Below are 20,908 nucleotides of genomic sequence, written 5' to 3'. Positions count from 1 at the left end.
AGCGCCGGAGGCTACCGGTATCGCCCCGACACCGGGTGTCTTCGGGCAGGATGCGGCCATGGGGATCTTCCGAAAGCGCGGTCACGAGCCCGTACCGGTGATCGCGACCGGGGATCCGCTGGACATGTTCTGGGCGTGGTGGACGCAGGTGGGGGCGGCCGAGACGGCGGCGGCGATCCAACGGGGCAAGCCGCAGCCGATCGTGCAGTCGCTCGGCCCGAGGGTGGCCGCCATCTCGCCGGAGCTCGACTGGGAGCTGACACCCGGTGTCGGCGGCGCCCAGCACGCGCTGGTGGTCACCGCCGCCGGCCGGCCCCAGGCGCGGGCGATCGCGCGGCGGTGGCGGCGCCGCGCCCCCGCCGCCGACGCCATCTGGGAGTACCTGGACGCCCGGCCACCCGCGCGCGACGTCGGCGAGACGGTGATCGCCCTGGAGCACGGGCCTCGGGTCGCGGCCGCCGAGGTGCTCGTCGCGGCCGAGCCGGACAACCCGCGCGCGTGCCTGCATCTGGCGCTGCACCACCCGGCGTTCGCCGCCATGACAGACCGGCAGCGGATGACCGCGGTGTTCCTGCTGCTGGACGCGGCGATCGGCGAGCAGGCGGTGGAGACCTGGATCGGGCGGGTCGACCCGCTGCCGAACGCGCCCGCCGGTGCCGTCCCGCTGCCGTCACTGCCGGAGCTGGTGCGCCGGTTCGTCGCGGGCAAGACCGACGCGAAGGGCGACGGCTACTGGACGGTCCTCGAAGGGCGCACGCCGCAGGGTGATCCGGTGCTGGCCATGGCCGAGCTGCCGCTGCGACCGATGCGGCTGCCACACCTGGACGCGCACGTGCTGGTGACCCTGCCGTTCACCGACGTCGACTCGAGCGGCCTGCCGGGGCCCGGGTCGCGGTCGAACCTGCGGTCGCTGGAGGAGCACGTCACCGGCCTGCTCGGCGAATCCGGCCGGATGCTGGCGCACGAGACGGCGGGGGGCGTGCGCCGGCTGCACGTGTACGTGGACTCGTGGACGCCGGCCGCGGAGCAGTTGCGCGCCGCGTGCGCCGGCTGGGACCAGGGCGAGGTGACCGTCGAGGTGACACCCGATCCCGGGTGGGACCGGGTGCGTCACCTCGCCGGCTGACTCAACTATCCAGCCACGGCCCGGCCCAGCGGGTCGATCGTCGTCCCGGCGGCCCGGAACTCGCCGGTCGCCGGGTCGTACAGGTGCACCTCGGCCGCCCCGACGTCGAAGTACGTGCCGACCAGCTCCAGCTCGCCGAGCGCCTCGGCCCGTTCGACGGCCGGGTAGCCGCGCAGCCGGTCGAGCTGTTGCAGCACGTTGTGCAGCGCGAGCCGGTCCGCCTCCGACTCCGGCGGCGTGCCGTCGATGCCGACCGGCGGGTGTGTCCTGGCCCGCTCCAGGCTGGGCTCGGCGTGCCGCAGCCACGACCGCAGCGCCGGCGAGTCGTCCGGCACACCGGACAGCAGCGCCTTCATCGCGCCGCACGACGAGTGCCCGCACACCACCACCTGGCGCACCTTCAGCACACCGACGGCGAACTCCACCGCGGCGCCGATCGACGCGTCCTCGACCGCGGCGTGCTCCGGCACCAGGTTGCCGATGTTGCGCACGGTGAACAGGTCGCCCGGCCCGCTGGTGGTGATGATGTTCGGCACGATCCGCGCGTCGCCGCAGGTGATGAACAGCGCCTGCGGTGCCTGCGAATCGGCCAGCCGGCTCAGTGTCGGCTTCACCAGGTGGGAGGTCCGCCGCTGGAACTCGATCATGCCGAGGTGGATCGGCGGCTGACCGGACCGTGGCGCGGGCAACGCGAGCCCATCGCCGGGACCGTCGGGCCCGTCGGGCTCGTGCGCCTGCTGCCACTCCGACCACGGGGCGAACCAGCGCGGCAGCACCCGCTGCGCGTCGGACTTGCGGACGATGGGCTCGCCGGCCTTGCCGCGCTCGAACCACGGGTGGCCGATCTCGTCCACGATCACCGTGCCGCCGGTCCGCTCGTGCGCGTGCTGCCAGGCCGAGAGCTTGTCGAACGCCGCGTGGTCGAGATAGTCCACGACCAGCTCCAGCGTCACGGTCGCGCCGGCCGGGATTCCGCCGAGCACCCGGGTCAGCCGCGGGATGGACAGTGAGGCGAGCGCGCCCTCGATCACCACCCGCCACTGGTCGCCGTCCCGCTCGGCGTGGATGCCCGACCACAGCAGCCGCCGCAGGATCAGCACGGCGGCCGCGCCGATCCCGATCAGCACGCCGGTGAGCAGGTCGATCGCGATCACCCCGACCAGCGTGATCAGGTAGATGGCCAGGTCGCCGTGCCGCACGACCTCCTTGATGTGGCCGATGTCCACCAGCTTCGCGCCGACGTGCACGAGCAGACCGGCGAGTGCGGCGAGCGGAATGTTGTGCAGCACCCCGGCGAGCACCGCCACGAACAGGAAGATCCACAGCCCGTGCAGGATCGCCGACGCCCTGGTGCGCGCGCCGGACTGGACGTTGGTCGAGCTGCGCACGATCACGCCGGTGACCGGAAGACCGCCGAGACTGCCGGAGGCCATGTTCGCCACGCCCTGGCCGATCAGCTCCCGGTCCAGGTTGGCCCGCTTGCCCGTGTGCATCTTGTCCACGGCGATCGCGGACAGCAGGCTCTCCACGCTGGCGACGAGCCCGATGGTCAGCACGGCCATGCCGAAGCCGACCCAGTCCTGGTCCGGGAAGACCGGCACGAACGTGATGTCCAACAGGTTGGCCGACACCTCGACCCTGTCCAGGGTTATCCCGGTGGCCATGGCGAGCAGGGTGACCGCGAGCACCGCGACGAGCGGGCCGGGCACCTTGCGCACCACGGCCGGCAGCTTGGGCCACAGCAGCAGGATCGCGATCGTGATCAGCCCGATCAGCGTGGCCGGCCCGTGGTGGTCGACGATCTGGCCGGGCAGGTCCTTGATGTTGGCGATCGGTGAGCTCTGCGCGCTGCCGCCGAGCACGATGTGCAGCTGGGCCAGCACGATCGTGATCCCGATGCCGGCGAGCATGCCGTGCACGATGGCCGGCGAGATGGCCAGTGCCGCGCGGGCGATCCGGCTGAGGCCCAGCACCACCTGCAGCGCGCCGGCGCACAGGGTGATCGCGCAGGTGGTCGCCCAGCCGAAGTGGTTGATCGTCTCGGCCATGATCACGGTCAGGCCCGCGGCCGGTCCGCTGACCTGCATCGGCGAGCCGCCGAGCGCTCCGGCGACCACTCCCCCGACGACGGCGGCGATCAGACCGGCGACGATCGGTGCGCCGGAGGCGAGCGCGATCCCCAGCGACAGTGGCACCGCGACCAGGAACACCACTAACGAGGCGGGTAGGTCGTAGCGGAGGTTCTCCCCCGCCTTCTTGATGGCCGCCTGCCACCGGCTCCTCTCGCCGGGTGGGACTCGGTACTCCTTAGCGGGTGACGGTGTCATTCGCGCCTCCGTGAACTCATTGCGTTACGCGGGGGTGGAACGGATTCGAAGCCGGCGACGCCGGCGGCCGTTGACACCAGGAAACCGGAAAAGGGCGCGGAGGGTCGGCGAGTAACGAGACCCTGATTCACTCTTCACAGAGCGTCGCCACCGTTAACCTGTTGATACATGATCTTGGCCGCCGGAGTGTGAGTCGAATCTCACCCGATCGCGTCGGCCGAGGTGCGCTCGTCACCGCGTGCGACGTCAGCGGTGACAGTGGCCGCGATCACACCAATTCGGGTGAACTTCGGCACTCGTACCCGGATCAGGCGATCGCGGCCGCCGAAACCATGGCCGCGGCGATCGCGGCGACATCGGCATCGGTGCACACGTAGGGCGGCATCGCGTAGACCATGTCGCGGAACGGGCGCAGCCACACGCCGGCGTCGATCGCCGCGCGGGAGGCGGCCGCCATGTCCACTTCGTGGTCGAGCTGGATCACGCCGATCGCACCGAGCACCCGCACGTCGCGCACGCCGGGCAGGTCGCGGGCGGGGGCCAGCCCGTCGCCGAGCCCGGTCTCGATCCGCCGCACGTCGGCCTGCCAGTCGCCGCGCAGCAGCAGATCGATCGACGCGCGCGCCACGCTCGCGGCGAGCGGGTTGCCCATGAACGTCGGACCGTGCGCGAGCACCGGCAGCTCGCCGCGCGAGATCCCGTCGGCCACCGTCGAGGTGCACAGTGTGGCGGCCATGGACAGGTACCCGCCGGTGAGCGCCTTGCCGAGGCACATCACGTCCGGCACCACGTTGGCGTGCTCGGCGGCGAACAGCGCGCCGCTGCGCCCGAACCCGGTGGCGATCTCGTCGAAGATCAGCAGCACGTCGTTGGCGTAACACAGTTCGCGCAACACGTGCAGGTACCGCGGATCGTGGAAGCGCATGCCGCCGGCGCCCTGCACCACCGGCTCGACGATCACCGCTGCCAACTCGTCGGCGTTCTCCTCGATCAGCCGCGCCAGAGTGTCCACATAGGACGGTTCGACGCCGGCGCCGAACCCGGCCGGCGGCTCGGGCGCGAAGATCTGGTCCGGCAGCACGCCCCTCCAGAGACTGTGCATCCCGCCGTCCGGGTCACACACGCTCATCGGGTGGAAGGTGTCACCGTGGTAGCCGCCGCGCCAGGTGAGCAGGCGCCGCTTCGCCCCGCGCCCCAGCGACTTCCAGTACTGCAGGCACATCTTCACGGCGACCTCCACGGCCACCGAGCCGCTGTCGGACAGGAACACGTGCTCCAGGCCGGCCGGCGTGATGTCCACCAGCCGGGTGGCCAGCGCGACGGCCGGCTCGTGAGTGAGCCCGCCGAACATCACGTGGCTCATCCGGCCGGCCTGCTCGACCAGCGCCGCGTCGAGCACCGGGTGCCGGTAGCCGTGGATCGCCGCCCACCACGAGGACATGCCGTCCACCAGCTCGCGCCCGTCGGCCAGCCGCAGCCGCACCCCGGAGGCGGATTCGACCACCAGCGGGTCGGCCGTGCCCGGCATCGGGCCGTACGGGTGCCACACGTGCGCGCGGTCCAGCTTGATCAGCTCGTCGTGGTCCACCGCAGTATGTTAACGACCGTTCATCGCAAACGGACCGGAAGCGCCTCAAGACCGTGCATCAGCGAGCTGGCGCGCCGGCGCAACTCGTCCGGCTCGGCGGCCAGCGTGATCTTCGGGAACCGCTCCAGCAACGCCCCGATCGCGATCTCGCCCTCCATCCTGGCCAGCGGCGCGCCGACGCAGTGGTGGATGCCGTGGCCGAAGGCGAGGTGCCCGGCGGCGGCGCGGGTCACGTCCAGCCGGTCGGCCTCGGCGAAGCGATCGGCGTCCCGGTTCGCCGAGGTGAGCGCGACGACAACCAGATCGTCGGCCGGAATCCGTTGGCCCTCGAGGGTGATCGGCTCGGTGGTGTACCGCAGCGTGGTCAGGTTCACCGGGCTGTCGTAGCGCAGCAGCTCCTCGACCGCGCCCGGCAGCAGCGACGGATCGGCACGCAGCGCGGCGAACTGATCGGGGTGGCGCAGCAGCGCGAGCACGCCGTTGCCGATCAGGTTCACCGTCGTCTCGTGGCCGGCGACGAGCAGCAGGAACATCATCGACACCAGCTCGCCCTCGCTGAGCCGGTCACCGTCCTCGCTGACCCGCACCAGCCCGCTGAGCAGCGCGTCGTCCGGGTTGGCCCGCTTGTGCGCGATCAGCTCGGTGAAGTAGCCCGCCATGGCGACCGCCGCCTCCTGCACCTGCGCCGGCGGGACGGACGAGACCAGCGTGGTGGACCATTCGCGGAACGTCTCGCGATCGCTCAGCGGCACCCCGAGCAGCTCGCAGATCACGGTGATCGGCAGCGGGAAGGCGAACGCGGGCAGCAGGTCGACCTCGTCGTGCCGGTCCATGTCGTCCAGCAGCTCGCCGGTGATCTCCCGAACCCGCTCGCGAAGACCCTCCATCCGGCGCGTGGTGAACTCCTTGCCGACCAGCTTGCGCAGCCGGGTGTGGTCGGGCGGATCGGCGTTGAGCATGTGCGCCGACAGCGGTGTGCGGGCCTGTGCCGTCGACTCGCCGTCCGTCTGGTGACGCTGGACCAGCTCGATCGTGCGGTCCCGGTCCTTGCTCAGCCGCCCGTCGGCCAGCACCGCCCGCGCCAACTCGTAGCCGGTGACGATCCACGACCGCAGCCCGTTGGGCAGGACCACCTCGTGCACGCCACCGTCGGCCCGCAGCGCGCGGTGTGCCTCGTGTGTGTCGTGCACGAGCTCCGGTCCGAGCCGCTTCATGGTCGCTCTCCCAGGTCGTGTCTGATGAACCTCGGTCGATGGGCTTCGTGATCGAGGCGGTTCCTGACAAGGCGGAGGGCAAGGCTCGTACTGGACCGTACTTGCCTTGTCCGACAACGCAGTCAGGGACCGCCTCGGCGCGAAGACCGCGACCATGGGTTCGTCAGACGCGGCCTAGACGCACTGGCAAGGTTTCCAACGCTCGCACGATCGTGCCAGGCCGGTATCGCAGCGTCGTGAGGTCGGCGGCGAGCGTGATCTTCGGGAACCGCTCCAGCAGCGCCCCGATCGCGATCTCGCCCTCCAGCCTGGCCAGCGGCGCGCCGACGCAGTAGTGGATGCCGTGGCCGAAGGTCAGGTGTCCGGCCGGCGTGCGGGTCACGTCCAGGCGGTCCGGCTCGGCGAACCGCTCGCCGTCCCTGTTCGCCGACGCGTGCGCCACGAGCACCACCGAGTCGGCCGGGATCTCGTGCGCCCCAACGGTTACCGGCTCGGTGGTGAACCGCAGCGTGACGTTGGTCGGGCCGTCGTAGCGCAGCAGTTCCTCGACCGCGCCCGGCAGCAGCGACGGATCGGCGCGCAGCGCGGCGAGCTGCTCGGGATGGTGCAGCAGCGCGAGCACGCCGTTGCCGATCAGCCCGATCGTGGTCTCGTAGCCGGCCACCAGCAGTAGCGCGGCCATCGAGATCAGCTCCAGCTCGTTGAGCCGGTCGCCGTCCTCCTCCGCCTTGATCAACGCGGTCAGCAGGTCGTCGGCCGGCTCAACGCGTTTGCGCTCGATCACCTCGTACAGGTACATGCCGAGCCGCGGGCCGGCGCTGGCAACCTTGTCGGTGGAGCCGGTGACCAGGTCCTCCGACCAGGAGTGGATCTTCGCGGCGTCCTCCCCCGGAATGCCGAGCAGCTCGCTGATCACCTTGATCGGCAACGGAAACGCGAGCGCCGCCACCAGGTCGACCTCGTCGTCCGGCTCGATCGCGTCCAGCAGTTCGGCGGTGATCTCGGCGACCCTGGGCCGCAGCCGCTCGATGTCACGGGCGGCGAACGCCTTGTTCACCAGGCGCCGCAGCCGGGTGTGGTCGGGCGGCTCGGTGTTGAGCATGTGCGCCGCCATGGGAGTGGAGATCTGCGCCGCCTCGGGAGTGTCCGGGCCGTGCACGCCGAGCACCCGCCGGCCGTGCTCGGCGTCCTTGGTCAGCCGGGGGTCCGACAGCAGCGCGCGCACGTCGTCGTAGCGGGTCACCAGCCACGCGTGCAGACCGGTCGGCGTGATCACCTCGCGGACCGGTTCGTCCTCGCGCAGCGGGACGTAGAGGGAGTACGGGTGGTCGCGGAACTCGTCGGCGGGTAATCGAAACGGCTCGCCCTCGTGCGGCATGACGCCCCTCTCGTTCGTGCCGGAACACCACGACTATCACGGCGGTGAGCGCCGCGTCAGCCGCCGGTCGGCGGCCGTCGGCGCATGGCGACGCGCGCGCCGAGCTCGAACAGGCCGGCGTCGCGCTCGTGCTCCAGGATCAGCGCGACCCCGGACGCGGGCGCCGGTTGGTACACCTCGAAGCCTTCGCGCACGTACCAGGGGGCGTTCCACGGGACGTCGCGGAACGTGGTGAGCGTGACGCCGTCGGAGGCCTTCGCGACGACCGCGCGCAGCAGGGCGGATCCGTGACCGCGGCGACCGTGCGCGGGGTGCACGGCGAGCTGGTACAGGTGCGTCCCGCCGTCGACCGGGCCGAGTGCGGCGAACCCGACCGGCGGGTCGCCGTCCGCCAGCACACTGTCCACTGTGGACCCGAAGTCGAGGAAGTTGCCCGGCGGGAACGTGATCCCGTGCTCGGCGAACATCCCGTCGGCCGCCTCCTCGATCGGGACCAGCTCGGCCCAGCGCTGTCTCGGCGGCGACCAGATCAACACGAGGCCGAGGCTAGCGACCCGGCCCGCCGGCACGCCACCGCTTAACCCCGCGCGGAGAGTTGATCTTCACCACTTCGCGGACTGTCCACTGTGGACGATCCGGTCCGGACGTATCCTTCTCGAGTCGGTCCGCGTCTTACAGGACAGAAGTGGATTCGACTACAGGAGCTGCCTGATGACGACGACCGACCCGGACACCTTGCCCTCGCCCATGCTCGACGGAGTGCGAGCCGCGCACGCCGAGTTCCTGACGACGCTGGACCCGCATCGCCCCACGCTCTACCGGTACTGCCGCCATCTGACCGGGAACGCCTGGGACGCCGAGGACCTGGTGCAGGAGACCCTGACCAGGGCGTTCAGCTATGCGGCACAGTCGCACCAAGCGGTGCGGCGGCCGTGGGCCTGGCTGGCCAGGATCGCGACCAACGCGCACATCGACGGGTTGCGGCGGCCGGCGCCGACACCGGTCGAGGTGCCGGACTCGGCCGCGCCGACGACGACCGACCCCACCGACGTGCGCGACGCCCTGACCGAGGCGACCGTGCTCCTACCACCCCAGGAGCGCGCGGCCCTGGTGCTCAAGGACGTGTTCGACCTGCCGCTGAAGGAGATCGCCGCGATGCTGCGCACGTCGCTCGGCGCGGTGAAGGCCGCGCTGCACCGGGCGCGCGGACGGCTCGCGAACGCCGACCGCGCCGCCGCCAAGGCCACGCGGACCGCACCCGACCGCGCCGTGGTCGACGCCCTCGCCACGGCGTTCTCCGCCTACGACATCGACGCGCTGACCGACCTGTTCCTGACCGACGCCACCAGCGAGGTCGTGGGGCTGGTGCACGAGGTCGGCAGGGAACGCATCCGGTCCGGGTCGCTGCACCACACGCTGGTCGTGGAGTCCGACGTGCGCTACCGCGCCGAGGTCCGCGAGCTGGACGGCGAGCCCGTGATCCTGATGTGGGCGAGGCCGGCCACCGCCTCGGAGCCCGAGGCGGTCGAGGACGTGCTGCGGGTGGACACCGCCGACGGCGGGGTCGCCCGGCTGCGGTGGTACTACTTCTGCCCGGAAACGCTCATCGAGGTCACCGACCAGCTCGGCGTGCCGTGCCGAGACCACGGTTACCGGTTCAGCCAGGAGTGACCCACCGGCGCAGCGCGTCGATCGTCGTCTCCGGTGAGGAGTTGAAGCAGAACCGGATGCCCGGCGCCGCTTCGACGAGCACGTTCACCAGTCGCTCGAACAGCAGTGTGTGCTCGGGGAACATCCGCACTCCCCCGCCGATCATGGCCAGCTCGAACGGGCCACCGGCGGCGAGCCGCTCACGGACCGCGGCTTCCGCCTCGTCCGGCGACGTGCCGATCAGGCAGTTCACCGCGTCGAAGCCGGCATCGACCACCGCGCCGAAGCCCGCCTCGATGCGCGCGGTCATGCTCGCCTCGTCCAGGCCGGGCAGCTTCGAGTAGTCCAGGGCATCGGCCCGCAGGCCGATCAGCAGCGCCGTCATGTGTCTCCTCAGCTCAGGCAGCTCGGGCCGAGCAGCGCCTTCAAGTCACCCATCAGCGAGGGCGACGGGTTCACCCGCAGACCGTCGTCCAGCCGCAGCATCGTGGCGCGCTCACCGTTCACCAGTTTGAGGTGCACCTCGGTGGTACCGGGGTGCGCGCCGAGCACGTCCTTGAGCTGGGCCACCAGCGGCGGCGTGCACCGGGCCGCCGCCATCGACACCCGCATCGGCGCGTTGTCCACTCTGGACAGATCGGGTACCGCCAAGTCGTTGGCGATCAAGGAGGTCCGGTCCTCCCGCTTGGCCACGCGCGCCCGCACGAGCACGATCGCGTCCTCGGCCACGCTCATGCCGACCGCGGTGAACGTCTTCGGGAAGAACAGCACCTCGATCCCGCCGGCGAGATCCTCCAACTGCGCGACCGCCCACGGCTCGCCGTTCTTGTTCACCCGCCGGGTGACGCTGGCCAGAATGCCGCCGAGGGTCACCTGCTGCCCGTCGGCGACGCTGCCCTCCAGGATCGCCGCGATCGTGGTGTCGGACTGCGCGGTCAGCACGTGTTCGACGCCGTTGAGCGGATGGCCGGACACGTACAGCCCGAGCATCTCCCGCTCGAGGGCGAGCTGGTGCTTGCTCTCCCAGAACTCGTCCGGCACCGGGATGTCGAACACCCCGCCGACATCCTCGCCGTCCCCGGAATCGCCGCCACCGAACAGATCGAACTGGCCGATCGCCTCGGCGCGCTTGGTGTCCATCACCGCGTCGATCGCGTCGGTGTGGATCAGGAACAGGCCCTTGCGCGGGTGCTTGAGCGAGTCGAAGGCGCCCGACTTGATCAGCGATTCCACGACCTTCTTGTTGCACGCCACCGTATCGACCTTGCGCAGGTAGTCGGAGAAGTCGACGAACTCCCCCTTTTCCTTGCGCGCACCGATGATCGAGTCCACGGCGTTGGCGCCGACATTGCGGATACCGCCGAGCCCGAATCGGATGTCGTCGCCGACCGGGGCGAACTCGCGCTCGGACTCGTTGACGTCCGGCGGGAGCACGGTGATGCCCATCTTGCGGCATTCGGCGAGGTAGACGGCCGCCTTGTCCTTGTCGTCCTTGACCGAGGTGAGCAGTGCGGCCATGTACTCGGCCGGATAGTTGGCCTTGAGGTAGGCCGTCCAGTAGGACACGAGACCGTACGCGGCCGAATGGGCCTTGTTGAACGCGTAGTCGGAGAACGGCAGCAGAATGTCCCACAGCGTCTTGACCGCCGCAGGCGGATAGTTCTTGTCCAGCATGCCTTTCTCGAAGTTCGCGAACTCCGCGTCCAGCACTTCCTTCTTCTTCTTGCCCATCGCTCGGCGGAGCAGATCCGCTTGTCCGAGCGAGTACCCGGCCAGCTTCTGCGCGATCTCCATGACCTGCTCCTGATAGACGATCAGGCCGTAGGTCGTGCCGAGGATGTCCTTGAGGTCGTCCTCCAGTGCCGGGTGAATCGGCGTGATCTCCTGCTGGTTGTTCTTGCGCAGCGCGTAGTTCGTGTGCGACTTGGCGCCCATCGGACCGGGGCGGTACAGCGCGCCGACCGCGGAGATGTCCTCGAAGTTGTCCGGCTTCATCAGCCGCAGCAGGTCGCGCATGGGCCCGCCGTCGAGCTGGAACACGCCGAGCGTGTCGCCCCGGGACAACAGCTCGTAGGCCTTCTTGTCGTCCAGCCCCAGGGTTTCCAGGTCCGGCACCGACTTGCCGTTGGTCTCGATGTTGCCCAGCGCGTCGTCGATGACGGTGAGGTTGCGCAGCCCGAGGAAGTCCATCTTGAGCAGGCCGAGCGACTCGCAGGTCGGATAGTCGAACTGCGTGATGATCGACCCGTCCTGCGGGCGCTTCCACAGCGGGATCGTGTCCATCAGCGGTTCGGCGGACAGGATCACCGCGCAGGCGTGCACGCCGGCGTTGCGGATCAGCCCCTCGAGCCCTCGGCCGGTGTCGATGATCGACTTCACCTGCGGGTCGGCGTTGTAGAGGTCGCGGACCTCGGTGGCTTCGTTGTACCGCTTGTGCTTCTCGTTGAACAGGTCGTTGAGCGGGATGTCCTTGGCCATCACCGCCGGCGGGTACACCTTGGAGATCCGGTCGGCCACCGAGTAGCCCGGCTGCCCGAACAGCACGCGGGCGGAGTCCTTGATCGCCGCCTTCGCCTTGATCGTGCCGAACGTGATCACCTGGGCGACCTTGTCCTCGCCCCACTTCTCGGTGGTGTACCGGATCACGTCGCCGCGCCGGCGCTCGTCGAAGTCGATGTCGATGTCCGGCGGGGACATGCGCTCCGGATTGATGAACCGCTCGAAGATCAGACCGTGTGGCAGCGGATCGAGATCGGTGATGCCGAGCGCGTAGGCGACCAGCGCACCCGCGGCGGACCCTCGGCCGGGGCCGACCCGGATGCCGTTGCTCTTCGCCCAGCCGATCAGGTCCGCGACGACCAGGAAGTACTCGCAGTACCCCTTCTGCGCGATCACGTCCATCTCGAACTCGACCTGCTTGCGGTGCTCCTCGTCCACGCCGTCCGGGAAGCGCCGCCGCATGCCGGCCCACACCTGCTCGCGGAAGAACTCGACCTCGGTCTGTCCGCCGGGGATCGGGAACTTCGGCATCAGGTTCTGGGACTCGAACATGCCGGCCGGGTCGACCCGCTCGGCGATCAGCAGCGTGTTGCGGCAGCCCTGCAGCCACGCTTCGGACGAGTCGATCGCGCGCATCTCGTCCGGCGACTTGAGGTAGTAGCCGTCGCCGCCGAACTTGAAGCGCGTCGGGTCCTGCAGGGTCTTGCCGGTCTGCACGCACAGCAGCGCGTCGTGGCTGTCCCGATCGTCGGCGTAGGTGTAGTGCGAGTCGTTGGTGACCACGAACGGCAGGTCGAGCTTGCGGGCGATCTCCAGCAGCCCGTCGCGCACCCGACGCTCGATGTCGAGCCCGTGGTCCATCAACTCGACGAAGAAGTTCTCCTTGCCGTAGATGTCGCGCCATTTGGCGGCGGCCTCGAGCGCCTCGGCGTCCTGGCCGAGGCGGAGCCGGGTCTGCACATCGCTGGAGGGGCAGCCGGTGGTGGCCATCAGACCGTCGGCGTGCTCGGAGATCAACTCCGCGTCCATCCTCGGCCACTTGCCAAGCTGCCCCTCGAACGACGCGCGGGTGGACAGCCGCATCAGGTTGCGCAGGCCGGCGGCGTTGCGCGCCCAGATGGTCTGGTGCGTGTAGGCGCCGGAGCCGGAGACGTCGTCCTGCTTCTGTCCCGGATCACCCCAGCGCACCCGATCCTTGGAGAACCGGGACGCGGGCGCGAGGTAGGCCTCGACGCCGAGGATCGGCTTGATCCCCGCGGCGGTCGCCTGCTTGTAGAAGTCGTAGATCCCGTTCGTGTGGCCGTGGTCGGTGATCGCGACGGCGGACATGCCCAGGCGCTCGCACTCGGCGAACATGTCCTTGAGCTTCGCCGCTCCGTCGAGCATCGAGTACTCGGTGTGCACGTGAAGATGAGCGAAAGAGTCGGCCACGGATGGGAACCTTAGTTGTGCGTGATGATCGAGTGGGCGTTCGACTCGCGGTTGGGTCACGGCGGCATACGTGATTCATACCGCCCCCCACCGACAAGACGCGGACAGTGACCCAGACGGGACGCGGAAGTACCCACCGTGCCGGCGATGATCTCATCGACCGGGTAGCGTTCGGGCCGTGGTAGCGCCTGATCCCGTGGACGCCCGCCTGCTCGCCACCGTGGCGGAGGTGGGCCGAGCCGCCGTGCACGAGATCGCCGCCAAGCTGGGCATGGATCCGCGTGATGTGGCGTCCCGGCTCGTGGCGCTGTCCGGCACCGGGCTGCCACTGCTGGTCGGCGTGGAGTGTGATCCGAACGGGATCCGCAACGCGCTGCGCGCGCCGACGCCGTACTCCTCCGGGGCGAGCGGGCCACACTCCGTGCACGGCACGCCATCGGGTGTGTACCAGCCGAACCCGCCGAGCGGGCCGTACCAGGTGCACGGGACGCCGTCCGGGGTGTATCCGCCCAGCGGCGCGTACCCCGGTCCGCCGTCCGGCCCGTACCGCGCACCCGGCCCGCACCAAGGTCAACCACAGGGTCCGCCGCCGCAGCAGCAGCATCCGAGTCCGCCGAGCGGGCCGTTCCCCGCGCAGAGCGGGCGCTACCCGGGCGTTCCGCAGAGCCAGCCGCACAGTGGGGCGTTCACGGTGGGCCCGCCGTCCGCGCCCACCCAGGTGCAGCAGCCGCCCGCGCCGCCGCCCCCGAACGAGCCGGTCCGCACGTGGGGTCCGCCGCAGACCGCGGCATGGGCGCGCAGCGACGAGCAGACCACCGAGACGGGGTCGAACTCCACCCAGCCGACCGTGCGCACTAACCGTCCGCAGGACACCGGTCCGCGCGAGGGCAACATCGGCACCGTGCTGGAAACCCTTGGCCTGGAAGGGGAACGGCTCTCGATCAAACTGATCGAGGTGGTCGATCCGGCCGACTACCTGTTCACCGCGGCGGGCTACAAGCTGGCCGAGGGCGAGCGGTCGGTGGTGGTGCACACCGAGGTGATGAACCGGGGCAACGTGCCGTACTCGTCGCTGCCCGATCAGTACCTCGTTCTGGTGACACCGGAGGGCGAACCGGTGGCGAAGGCGCCCGTGTCGCTGTCCTCCCGGCCGGCGCACCGGATCGGGGTCGCGCCGGGCGAGACGGCCGGCGGTCACACCGTGTACGTGCTTCCGGAGACCACCGAGATCACCTCCGTGCGGTGGAGCGCCAGGCCCGACGACGAGAACCGCACGCTCACCTGGGTGGTCGAGGAGTGACGGTGTTCGAGTCACCGGCGCAGGTCGGCGAGCGGCTCGACGCGGTCGGCTATCTCGCCGATTCCTCCATCACCACAACGGTTTTCCTGGCCGCCACGCTCGGCAAGCCGCTGCTGGTCGAGGGGCCGGCCGGCGTCGGCAAGACCGAGTTGGCCAAGGCTGTCGCCGCCGCGACGGACGCCGGGCTGATCCGGCTGCAGTGCTACGAGGGCCTGGACGAGGCGCGGGCGCTGTACGAGTGGAACTACTCCAAGCAGTTGCTGCGCATCCAGGCCGCGGGCGACAGTGCGACCTGGGAGCGCACTCACGACGACATCTTCACCGACGAGTTCCTGCTGGAGCGCCCGCTACTGGCGGCGATCCGGCGGAATGAGCCGACCGTCCTGCTGATCGACGAGACGGACAAGGCGGACGTGGAGATCGAGGGCCTGCTGCTGGAGGTGTTGTCGGACTTCCAGGTGACCATCCCCGAGATGGGCACGATCGCGGCGACGCGGCGGCCGTTCGTGGTGCTCACGTCGAACGCCACGCGCGAGTTGTCCGAGGCGCTCAAGCGGCGGTGTCTGTACCTGCACCTTGACTACCCCACCCCGGCGCGCGAGCGGGACATCGTGCTGGCCACGGTGCCCGGGATCGACGCGGCGCTGGCGGAGAAGCTGGTCGGGGTGGTCGCGAGCCTGCGCGGGATGGATTTGAAGAAGTCGCCGTCGATCGCGGAGACGGTGGACTGGGCCCGCACCCTGATCGCCCTCGGACTGTCCACAGTGGACGAAAACGCGGTGTCCAGCACGCTCGGCGTGCTGTTGAAGCACGCGTCGGACCACGAGCGGGCGATCAAGGAACTGCGGTTGCTCGCCGGAGGCTGATCGTATGTCCATTGTGGACAGACATGTGGCGTTCCTCGGAGCGCTGCGGTCGGCCGGCCTGCCGGTGTCACTCGCCGAAGGGTTGGACGCCGCCCGGGCGGCCACCGCCGTGGACCTCGGCGACCGGGACGCGGTGCGCACCGCCTACGCGGCCACAGTCGTGAAGCGGCAGGCACATCGGCCCGTGTTCGACACCCTGTTCGACCTGTGGTTCCCGTCGACCCTCGGAGAAGGATCGGCGACAACCGGAGGCGAGCGCCCGAACGTCGAGGTCACCGGCGGGCGAGGCAGCACGCCCGAGGTGGCCGCACTGCGCGCCGAACTGGCCCAGGCACTGTTGGACGGTGATCCGGCCGCGCTGCGGCGGCTCGCGCGCGCCGCGATGAACGGACTCGGCCGGCTGCCCGGCGGTGGAGGCGGCGCGGTGTGGTCGCCGAGGACCGCGCTGGACACGCTCAACGCGAGCACCCTCACCGCGGGGATCATCCGCACGGCCGCACCCGAGGACGCGCTCGCCGAGCAGGTGCTTCGCCGGAGCGTGCGCGACCGGATCTCGGCCTTCGAGCGGCTGGTGCACGACGACGCGCGCCGCCGGGTGGCCGAGGAACGTGGGCCGGAGGACGCGGCGCGGCACACCGTGCGCCCGCCCGTTGATCAGGTGGACTTCCTGTCGGCGAGCACGGCTGATCTGTCCGCTCTGCGCCGCGAGGTGTACCCGCTGTCGCGAAGGCTGGCGACCAGGATGAGCCGCCGCCGTGGCCGGCGCGGTGCGCTGGACTTCCGCCGCACGATTCGTGCGTCGCTGTCCACCGGCGGGGTGCCGGTGGACACCCGGCATCGCCCGCGCCGCCCGCACAAGCCGGAGCTGGTGGTGTTGTGCGACATCAGCTCGTCGGTGTCCTCGTTCGCCAGGTTCACACTGCTGTTGGTGTACGCGCTGGCGTCACAGTTCGCGAAGGTGCGCACGTTCGCGTTCGTGGACCGGCCGATCGAGGTCACGGACTACTTCGCCAGGGCGGGCGACGTGCGGGACGCGTTCACCGCGATGGAGGCCGACGGCGTGCGGTTCGCCGGCGGTGGCACCAACTACGGCCGAGTGTTCACGGAGTTGTTGGACCACCATTCGGACGCGATCACCTCCAACACCGCGCTGCTGGTGCTCGGCGACGCGCGGGTCAACTACCTGAGCCCGGAACGGGAGGCACTGACCCGCCTCGCCGAGAAAGCGCGGCACGCCTACTGGCTCAACCCCGAGCCGACCGACCGCTGGGGCTCGGGCGACTCGGCTGCGCATTTCTACGCCGAGATCGTGGACATGTTCGAATGCCGCAACCTGGTGCAACTGTCACGATTCGTCGAACAACTCGCCTGAGGCTTAAGCCTCTGCCCGCAAAAGGTCGAGCGCCCCCACAAGATCACTGGGATACGGACTAGTGAATTCCACGATCCGCCCATCCCCAGGATGCGCAAAAGAAAGCCGCCGCGCGTGCAGCCACTGCCGCGTCACCCCCAACCGCTTTGCCAGCACCGGATCAGCCCCATACGCCAAATCCCCCACACACGGATGCCGCAAGCTGGAGAAGTGCACGCGAATCTGATGCGTGCGCCCCGTCTCCAGCCGCACATCCACCAGCGACGCCGCCCGAAAAGCCTCCATCACCTCGTAATGAGTGACACTCGGCCGTCCACCCGCCACCACGGCGAACCGGTAGTCGTGCTTGGGATGCCGGTCGATCGGCGCGTCGATCGTGCCCACGCTCGGATCGGGATGCCCCTGCACCAGCGCGTGATAGCCCTTGTCCACGGTGCGCTCCTTGAACGCCCGCTTGAGCACCGTGTACGCGTGCTCCGACTTGGCCACCACCATCACGCCGGTCGTGCCCACGTCCAGCCGGTGCACCACGCCCTGCCGCTCGGCCGAGCCCGAGGTGGAGACCCGCACGCCGGCCGCCGCCAGCCCACCGATCACCGTCGGACCTGTCCAGCCAGGGCTCGGATGCGCCGCCACCCCGACCGGCTTGTCCACCACCACGATGTCGTCGTCCTCGTGCAGCACGACCAGACCGTCCACCGGAATCGCCTGCAGCACAACGGGTTTCTCCGGCTCCGGCAGCGTCACCTCGAGCATCGCGCCGGCGATCAGCCGGTCGGACTTGCCGGCGGGCGCGCCGTCCAGCAGCACGTCACCGGACTCCGCGATGCCGGCGACGATGGTGCGGGACAGGCCGAGCAGCTTGGACAAGCCGGCGTCCACGCGCATGCCGTCGAGCCCGTCCGGAACGGGAAGACTCCTCGACGTCACTTCGACTCCTCCACCGTGGGCTCACTGTCCACTGTGGACTTCTTGTCGCGGGACGAGGTGCCGTCGTAGTCGCGGCCGAGCAGCGCCATCAGCACGATCAGCGCGCCACCGACGACGATGCCGGAGTCGGCCACGTTGAACACCGGCCAGGCGTCGCCGTTCGGCGCGAACACGGAGATGAAGTCGATGACGTGACCGCGCAGCGGGCCGGGCGCGCGGAAGAACCGGTCGACCAGATTGCCCATCGCGCCGGCGAGCACCAGCCCGAGGCCGATCGCCCAGCCGGTGGAGCGCAGCTTCGGCACGATCCACACGATCGCCACCACGACGCCGACCGCGATCAGAGTGAGCACCCAGGTCATGCCGGTAGCCATGGAGAACGCGGCACCCGGGTTGCGGACGAGCTGCAGGTACACCGCTCCGCCGAGGATCCGGACCGGCTCGCGGCCCTCCAGCGAGGACACCGCGACGATCTTGGTAACCAGGTCGAGCGCGAACACCACCAGCACGACGGCGGCCAACAGCAGGCCCCGGCGTTTCGGTCTGGTCACGGCGTCGGTGGTGTCTTCGGTGCTCACCGCCCCATTGTCCACGGTCCGGGACGTGCTCAGCGCACCGCGTCGGGCTGCCGGCGCTGGGCCATCAGCAGCGCGGCGAACGCGGCAAGCAGCAGTGCGGCCGCCGGTATCACCACGCCGGTCGGACCGGGACGCAGAAACCACGTGGTGGCAAGGAAAACGAGCCCGGCGAGCACCGGGAGCACGGTCCGTTCGAGGTAGCCGAGGACGGTGAGCCCGGTCAGCACGAGCAATCCTTCGACGATCGCGGGCGCGAGCGCGACCACCATGCCGAACGCGGCGGCGGCGAGACACACGCTGCCGACGATCTTGGCCTGCTGCGCGCCAGGGCCCAGCCCAAGGTAGGACCACGCCGCAGCCGCCGCGCCCAACACTGCCAACGGCCCCAGCCACACGGTGACCAGGTCGCTGGTCGACACCTCGAGCCCGGCGATGACATAGCAGTACACGCCGACGATCGCCCCACCACCGATGATCAAGCCGAGCGTGATCATGGGGATCGGCGTGCCGGCATCGCGCGCCCGAACCGCACAGAACACCACCGTCGCCAGGAACACGATCGCGAGCACAGTCGGCATGTACCACGGGTTCACGAACCCGAGGCTGGACGGCTCGGGCAACGCCTGCTGCCTGTGGAACTCCTCCATCGTCAGGAATTCGAAGCGCGGACGCCAGAAATCCGTGCTGTCCGCGAGCACCAGCACGCCGAGCACGAGGAACCCCAGGAGTGCGAGGGGAAACCAATCGTGGCGGTGGGTGGGTAACTGGCCAGTCACGCGGGGCAGAGTAGCGAGCGGGTCAAGCAACGAACGGCGGGAGTGGCCTCGGGTCGTTCTCCGGGACCCAGCGACCGTCCTGCTGCACGTAGTTCCACGCCTTCTCACCCGCGACGATCGCGCGCAGCCCGGCGATCAACCGATCCACGTGCTCGTCCGTGGTCCCGAGCCCGACGCTCACCCGCAGCGCACGCTGCCCGTCCGCGCCGGCCACACCGAGCAGCCGCCGGGTGGCGATGTGCGCGCAGAACGCGCCGTCGCGCACGCCGATGCCGTACTCGGCGGACAGGATCGCCGCGACGAGCCCCGGGTCGTGACCCTCCAGCGCGAAGCTGACCACGCCGAGCCGGTCCCGATCACCGTCGAACAGCGACAGCTCGGCGAGCCCGTCGATCGACGCGAGCCCGGCACGCAGCCGCTCCCGCAACGCACGCTCGTGCGTCTCGATCGCCGCCCACCCGTTGCGGGTGATCGTCTCGCAGGCCACCGCGAACGCGTGCACGCCGACCACGTTGGGCGAGCCGGCCTCGTGCCGCTCGGGCACCTTCGACCAGGAGATGCCGAGGTGATCGCCCCAGTCCACGACCTGCTTGGTCGCTCCCCCGCCGGCCAGGTACGGCTCGGCGGCCGACAGCCAGTCCGCGCGGCCGATCAGCGCGCCGGTGCCGAACGGGGCGTACAGCTTGTGCCCGGACAGCGCGACGTAGTCCACGTCCAACGCGCGGATGTCGATCTCCCGGTGCGGGCCCAGCTGTGCCGCGTCCAACGCGATCCGCGCGCCGTGCCGGCGGGCCACCTCGGCGAGCGCGGCCACCGGCCACACCTCACCGGTGACGTTGGACGCGCCGGAGAGCACAACGAGTCGCGGTCCCACCGCGCACTTGGCGAGCGCCGTGTCCAGCGCGACGAGTGCGTCGCCCGGCGAGCGCGGAGTCGCGATCCGGTGCACCCTCGGCCCGCGCCACGGCAGCAGCGCGGCGTGGTGCTCGGTGTCGAACAGCACGACCGACGTGCCGCGCGGCACCGCACCGGCGAGCAGGTTCAGCGCGTCGGTGGTGTTGCGGGTGAACACGACGGTGTCGGTGGACGCGGCGCCGACGAACCGGCGGAGCACGTCCCGCGACTGCTCGTACACGCGGGTGGACACCTGCGAGGCGAACCCGGCGCCCCGGTGCACGCTGGCGTACCAGGGCAGCAGCTCGTCCACGGCGTCGCGCACCGCCTCCAGACAGGGAGCGGACGCGGCGTGATCGAGGTTGGCGTACTGGACGCGCTCCCCGGTCACCAGCGGAACGGTCAGCCGCGCACCCACGACCGGCGGGATCGCTTGTGCGGCAACGGTTTCCTGCTCGGTGCTACAGCGGGCAGGCGGTACGGCGAGCGTCATCTGGACCTCCGGGTCCTCCGGGACCCGCCTCAGATGGGTCCGCGCTTGCCCGTCCGCACCTCGCGGAGGGCCTGGTCTTCACCCGGGGCACCCCACCGCGGTAGGAGGGTTGCCGGCCAGCAAGCCGGGGCTTGACGCTGGCGCTCATGACCTTCACCCGGACCATAGCCGACCGCGTTGACACACTGCAACGGTGACCCAGACCACAGCGACCGACTTCGACATGCTGGTGCTCGGCTGCTCAAGCTCCTCGTGTCCACAGAGGACAGATCGCTGCACGGGGTGCACATGTTCGGCACCGGCGCGACCGAGCTGGTGCACATCGGGCAGGCGGTGATGGGCTGCGGCGGCACGGTCGACTACCTGGTGGACACGGTGTTCAACTACCCGACGCTGGCCGAGTCGTACAAGGTCGCCGCGCTGGACGCGACGAACAAGATCCGCGCGATCGCGATGATCAGCGAGTGACCGAGGACTGGCGACGTT

The 20,908-nt window shown here is 70.1% G+C and carries 16 protein-coding genes, 1 pseudogene and 1 riboswitch; of the genes and pseudogenes, 6 read left to right on the top strand and 11 right to left on the bottom strand.

The genetic code is table 11. The features are described from left to right. Positions 1–58 precede the first annotated feature (58 nt). Complete coding sequence (locus tag EV193_RS23040; protein WP_130346293.1) at positions 59–1,126, top strand: DUF695 domain-containing protein; 1,068 nt, start codon at positions 59–61, stop codon at positions 1,124–1,126. A 5-nt stretch (positions 1,127–1,131) separates the two neighbouring features. On the opposite strand, the gene EV193_RS23035 is transcribed toward EV193_RS23040, so the two are convergent. The 5 genes from EV193_RS23035 to EV193_RS23015 all read right to left on the bottom strand — a co-directional run bounded on the left by EV193_RS23035 (position 1,132) and on the right by EV193_RS23015 (position 8,169). Then, the gene (locus EV193_RS23035; protein ID WP_130346292.1) at positions 1,132–3,453 is read right to left on the bottom strand and encodes a SulP family inorganic anion transporter; all 2,322 of its coding nucleotides are present in this window, start codon (positions 3,451–3,453) and stop codon (positions 1,132–1,134) included. A gap of 307 nt (positions 3,454–3,760) precedes the next feature. After that, the gene (locus EV193_RS23030) at positions 3,761–5,041 is read right to left on the bottom strand and encodes an adenosylmethionine--8-amino-7-oxononanoate transaminase (protein WP_130346291.1); all 1,281 of its coding nucleotides are present in this window, start codon (positions 5,039–5,041) and stop codon (positions 3,761–3,763) included. A 20-nt stretch (positions 5,042–5,061) separates the two neighbouring features. Continuing rightward, on the bottom strand, positions 5,062–6,255 hold the full coding sequence (locus EV193_RS23025) for a cytochrome P450 family protein (RefSeq protein WP_130346290.1): 1,194 nt from the start codon (positions 6,253–6,255) through the stop codon (positions 5,062–5,064). Between the two features lie 163 nt (positions 6,256–6,418). Further along, complete coding sequence (locus EV193_RS23020; RefSeq protein WP_130346289.1) at positions 6,419–7,633, bottom strand: cytochrome P450 family protein; 1,215 nt, start codon at positions 7,631–7,633, stop codon at positions 6,419–6,421. A gap of 56 nt (positions 7,634–7,689) precedes the next feature. After that, positions 7,690–8,169 (bottom strand): GNAT family N-acetyltransferase, encoded by a 480-nt coding sequence (locus EV193_RS23015; protein WP_242613591.1) that lies wholly within the window; start codon positions 8,167–8,169, stop codon positions 7,690–7,692. 175 nt (positions 8,170–8,344) lie between these two features. Here EV193_RS23015 and EV193_RS23010 point away from each other — a divergent pair, with 175 nt between their 5' ends. Further along, positions 8,345–9,304, top strand: a complete 960-nt coding sequence (locus EV193_RS23010) for an RNA polymerase sigma factor (protein WP_130346288.1) — start codon at positions 8,345–8,347, stop codon at positions 9,302–9,304. Here EV193_RS23010 and EV193_RS23005 read toward each other — a convergent pair. Beyond that, positions 9,291–9,668, bottom strand: coding sequence for a hypothetical protein (locus tag EV193_RS23005; protein ID WP_130346287.1), 378 nt, complete (start codon positions 9,666–9,668; stop codon positions 9,291–9,293). The genes EV193_RS23010 and EV193_RS23005 overlap by 14 nt on opposite strands. Before the next feature lie 8 nt (positions 9,669–9,676). Next, a complete protein-coding gene (dnaE, locus tag EV193_RS23000; RefSeq protein WP_130346286.1) occupies positions 9,677–13,213 on the bottom strand; it encodes a DNA polymerase III subunit alpha in 3,537 nt (1,178 codons plus the stop codon). A 178-nt stretch (positions 13,214–13,391) separates the two neighbouring features. On the opposite strand from dnaE, the gene EV193_RS22995 reads away from it, so the two are divergent. The 3 genes from EV193_RS22995 to EV193_RS22985 are packed head-to-tail and all read left to right on the top strand — an operon-like array spanning position 13,392 to position 16,751. Then, positions 13,392–14,513 (top strand): AsnC family protein, encoded by a 1,122-nt coding sequence (locus EV193_RS22995; RefSeq protein ID WP_130346285.1) that lies wholly within the window; start codon positions 13,392–13,394, stop codon positions 14,511–14,513. 2 nt (positions 14,514–14,515) lie between these two features. Next, positions 14,516–15,379 carry an AAA family ATPase gene (locus tag EV193_RS22990; protein WP_130346284.1) on the top strand — a complete coding sequence of 288 codons (864 nt, stop codon included), beginning with the start codon at positions 14,516–14,518 and terminating at the stop codon, positions 15,377–15,379. Between the two features lie 4 nt (positions 15,380–15,383). Then, positions 15,384–16,751, top strand: coding sequence for a vWA domain-containing protein (locus EV193_RS22985; RefSeq protein WP_130346283.1), 1,368 nt, complete (start codon positions 15,384–15,386; stop codon positions 16,749–16,751). Between the two features lie 3 nt (positions 16,752–16,754). On the opposite strand, the gene EV193_RS22980 is transcribed toward EV193_RS22985, so the two are convergent. From EV193_RS22980 to EV193_RS22965, 4 genes are read right to left on the bottom strand one after another with little or no spacing between them, the layout of a single operon-like run. After that, positions 16,755–17,639, bottom strand: a complete 885-nt coding sequence (locus EV193_RS22980) for an RluA family pseudouridine synthase (RefSeq protein WP_165401477.1) — start codon at positions 17,637–17,639, stop codon at positions 16,755–16,757. 38 nt (positions 17,640–17,677) lie between these two features. Continuing rightward, complete coding sequence (gene lspA / locus EV193_RS22975) at positions 17,678–18,259, bottom strand: signal peptidase II (protein ID WP_242613590.1); 582 nt, start codon at positions 18,257–18,259, stop codon at positions 17,678–17,680. 29 nt (positions 18,260–18,288) lie between these two features. Then, entirely contained in the window at positions 18,289–19,035 is a 747-nt protein-coding gene (locus EV193_RS22970; RefSeq protein ID WP_130346281.1) for a hypothetical protein, read from the bottom strand. A 22-nt stretch (positions 19,036–19,057) separates the two neighbouring features. Beyond that, complete coding sequence (locus tag EV193_RS22965) at positions 19,058–20,422, bottom strand: aminotransferase class V-fold PLP-dependent enzyme (RefSeq protein ID WP_130346280.1); 1,365 nt, start codon at positions 20,420–20,422, stop codon at positions 19,058–19,060. A 36-nt stretch (positions 20,423–20,458) separates the two neighbouring features. Continuing rightward, positions 20,459–20,574, bottom strand: a riboswitch (SAM riboswitch). Positions 20,575–20,659: 85 nt separating this feature from the next. Between EV193_RS22965 and EV193_RS22960 the strand changes: the two are divergent. Next, positions 20,660–20,890: pseudogene (locus EV193_RS22960) on the top strand (Si-specific NAD(P)(+) transhydrogenase); the annotation flags it as partial. Positions 20,891–20,908: the final 18 nt, after the last annotated feature.

The organism is Herbihabitans rhizosphaerae (assembly GCF_004216555.1).
Taxonomy (GTDB): Bacteria; Actinomycetota; Actinomycetes; order Mycobacteriales; family Pseudonocardiaceae; genus Herbihabitans; species Herbihabitans rhizosphaerae.
This window is presented reverse-complemented; position numbering and strand designations above follow the sequence as displayed.

Bases quoted from the DNA above. Each gene is read 5' to 3' on its own strand.
- EV193_RS22965 (WP_130346280.1), bottom strand. From the start codon at position 20,422: ATGACGCTCGCCGTACCGCCTGCCCGCTGTAGCACCGAGCAGGAAACC.
- EV193_RS23025 (WP_130346290.1), bottom strand. From the start codon at position 6,255: ATGAAGCGGCTCGGACCGGAGCTCGTGCACGACACACACGAGGCACAC.
- EV193_RS23010 (WP_130346288.1), top strand. From the start codon at position 8,345: ATGACGACGACCGACCCGGACACCTTGCCCTCGCCCATGCTCGACGGA.
- EV193_RS22980 (WP_165401477.1), bottom strand. From the start codon at position 17,639: ATGCGCGTGGACGCCGGCTTGTCCAAGCTGCTCGGCCTGTCCCGCACC.
- EV193_RS22985 (WP_130346283.1), top strand. From the start codon at position 15,384: ATGTCCATTGTGGACAGACATGTGGCGTTCCTCGGAGCGCTGCGGTCG.
- EV193_RS23020 (WP_130346289.1), bottom strand. From the start codon at position 7,633: ATGCCGCACGAGGGCGAGCCGTTTCGATTACCCGCCGACGAGTTCCGC.
- EV193_RS23035 (WP_130346292.1), bottom strand. From the start codon at position 3,453: ATGACACCGTCACCCGCTAAGGAGTACCGAGTCCCACCCGGCGAGAGG.
- EV193_RS23005 (WP_130346287.1), bottom strand. From the start codon at position 9,668: ATGACGGCGCTGCTGATCGGCCTGCGGGCCGATGCCCTGGACTACTCG.
- EV193_RS23040 (WP_130346293.1), top strand. From the start codon at position 59: ATGGGGATCTTCCGAAAGCGCGGTCACGAGCCCGTACCGGTGATCGCG.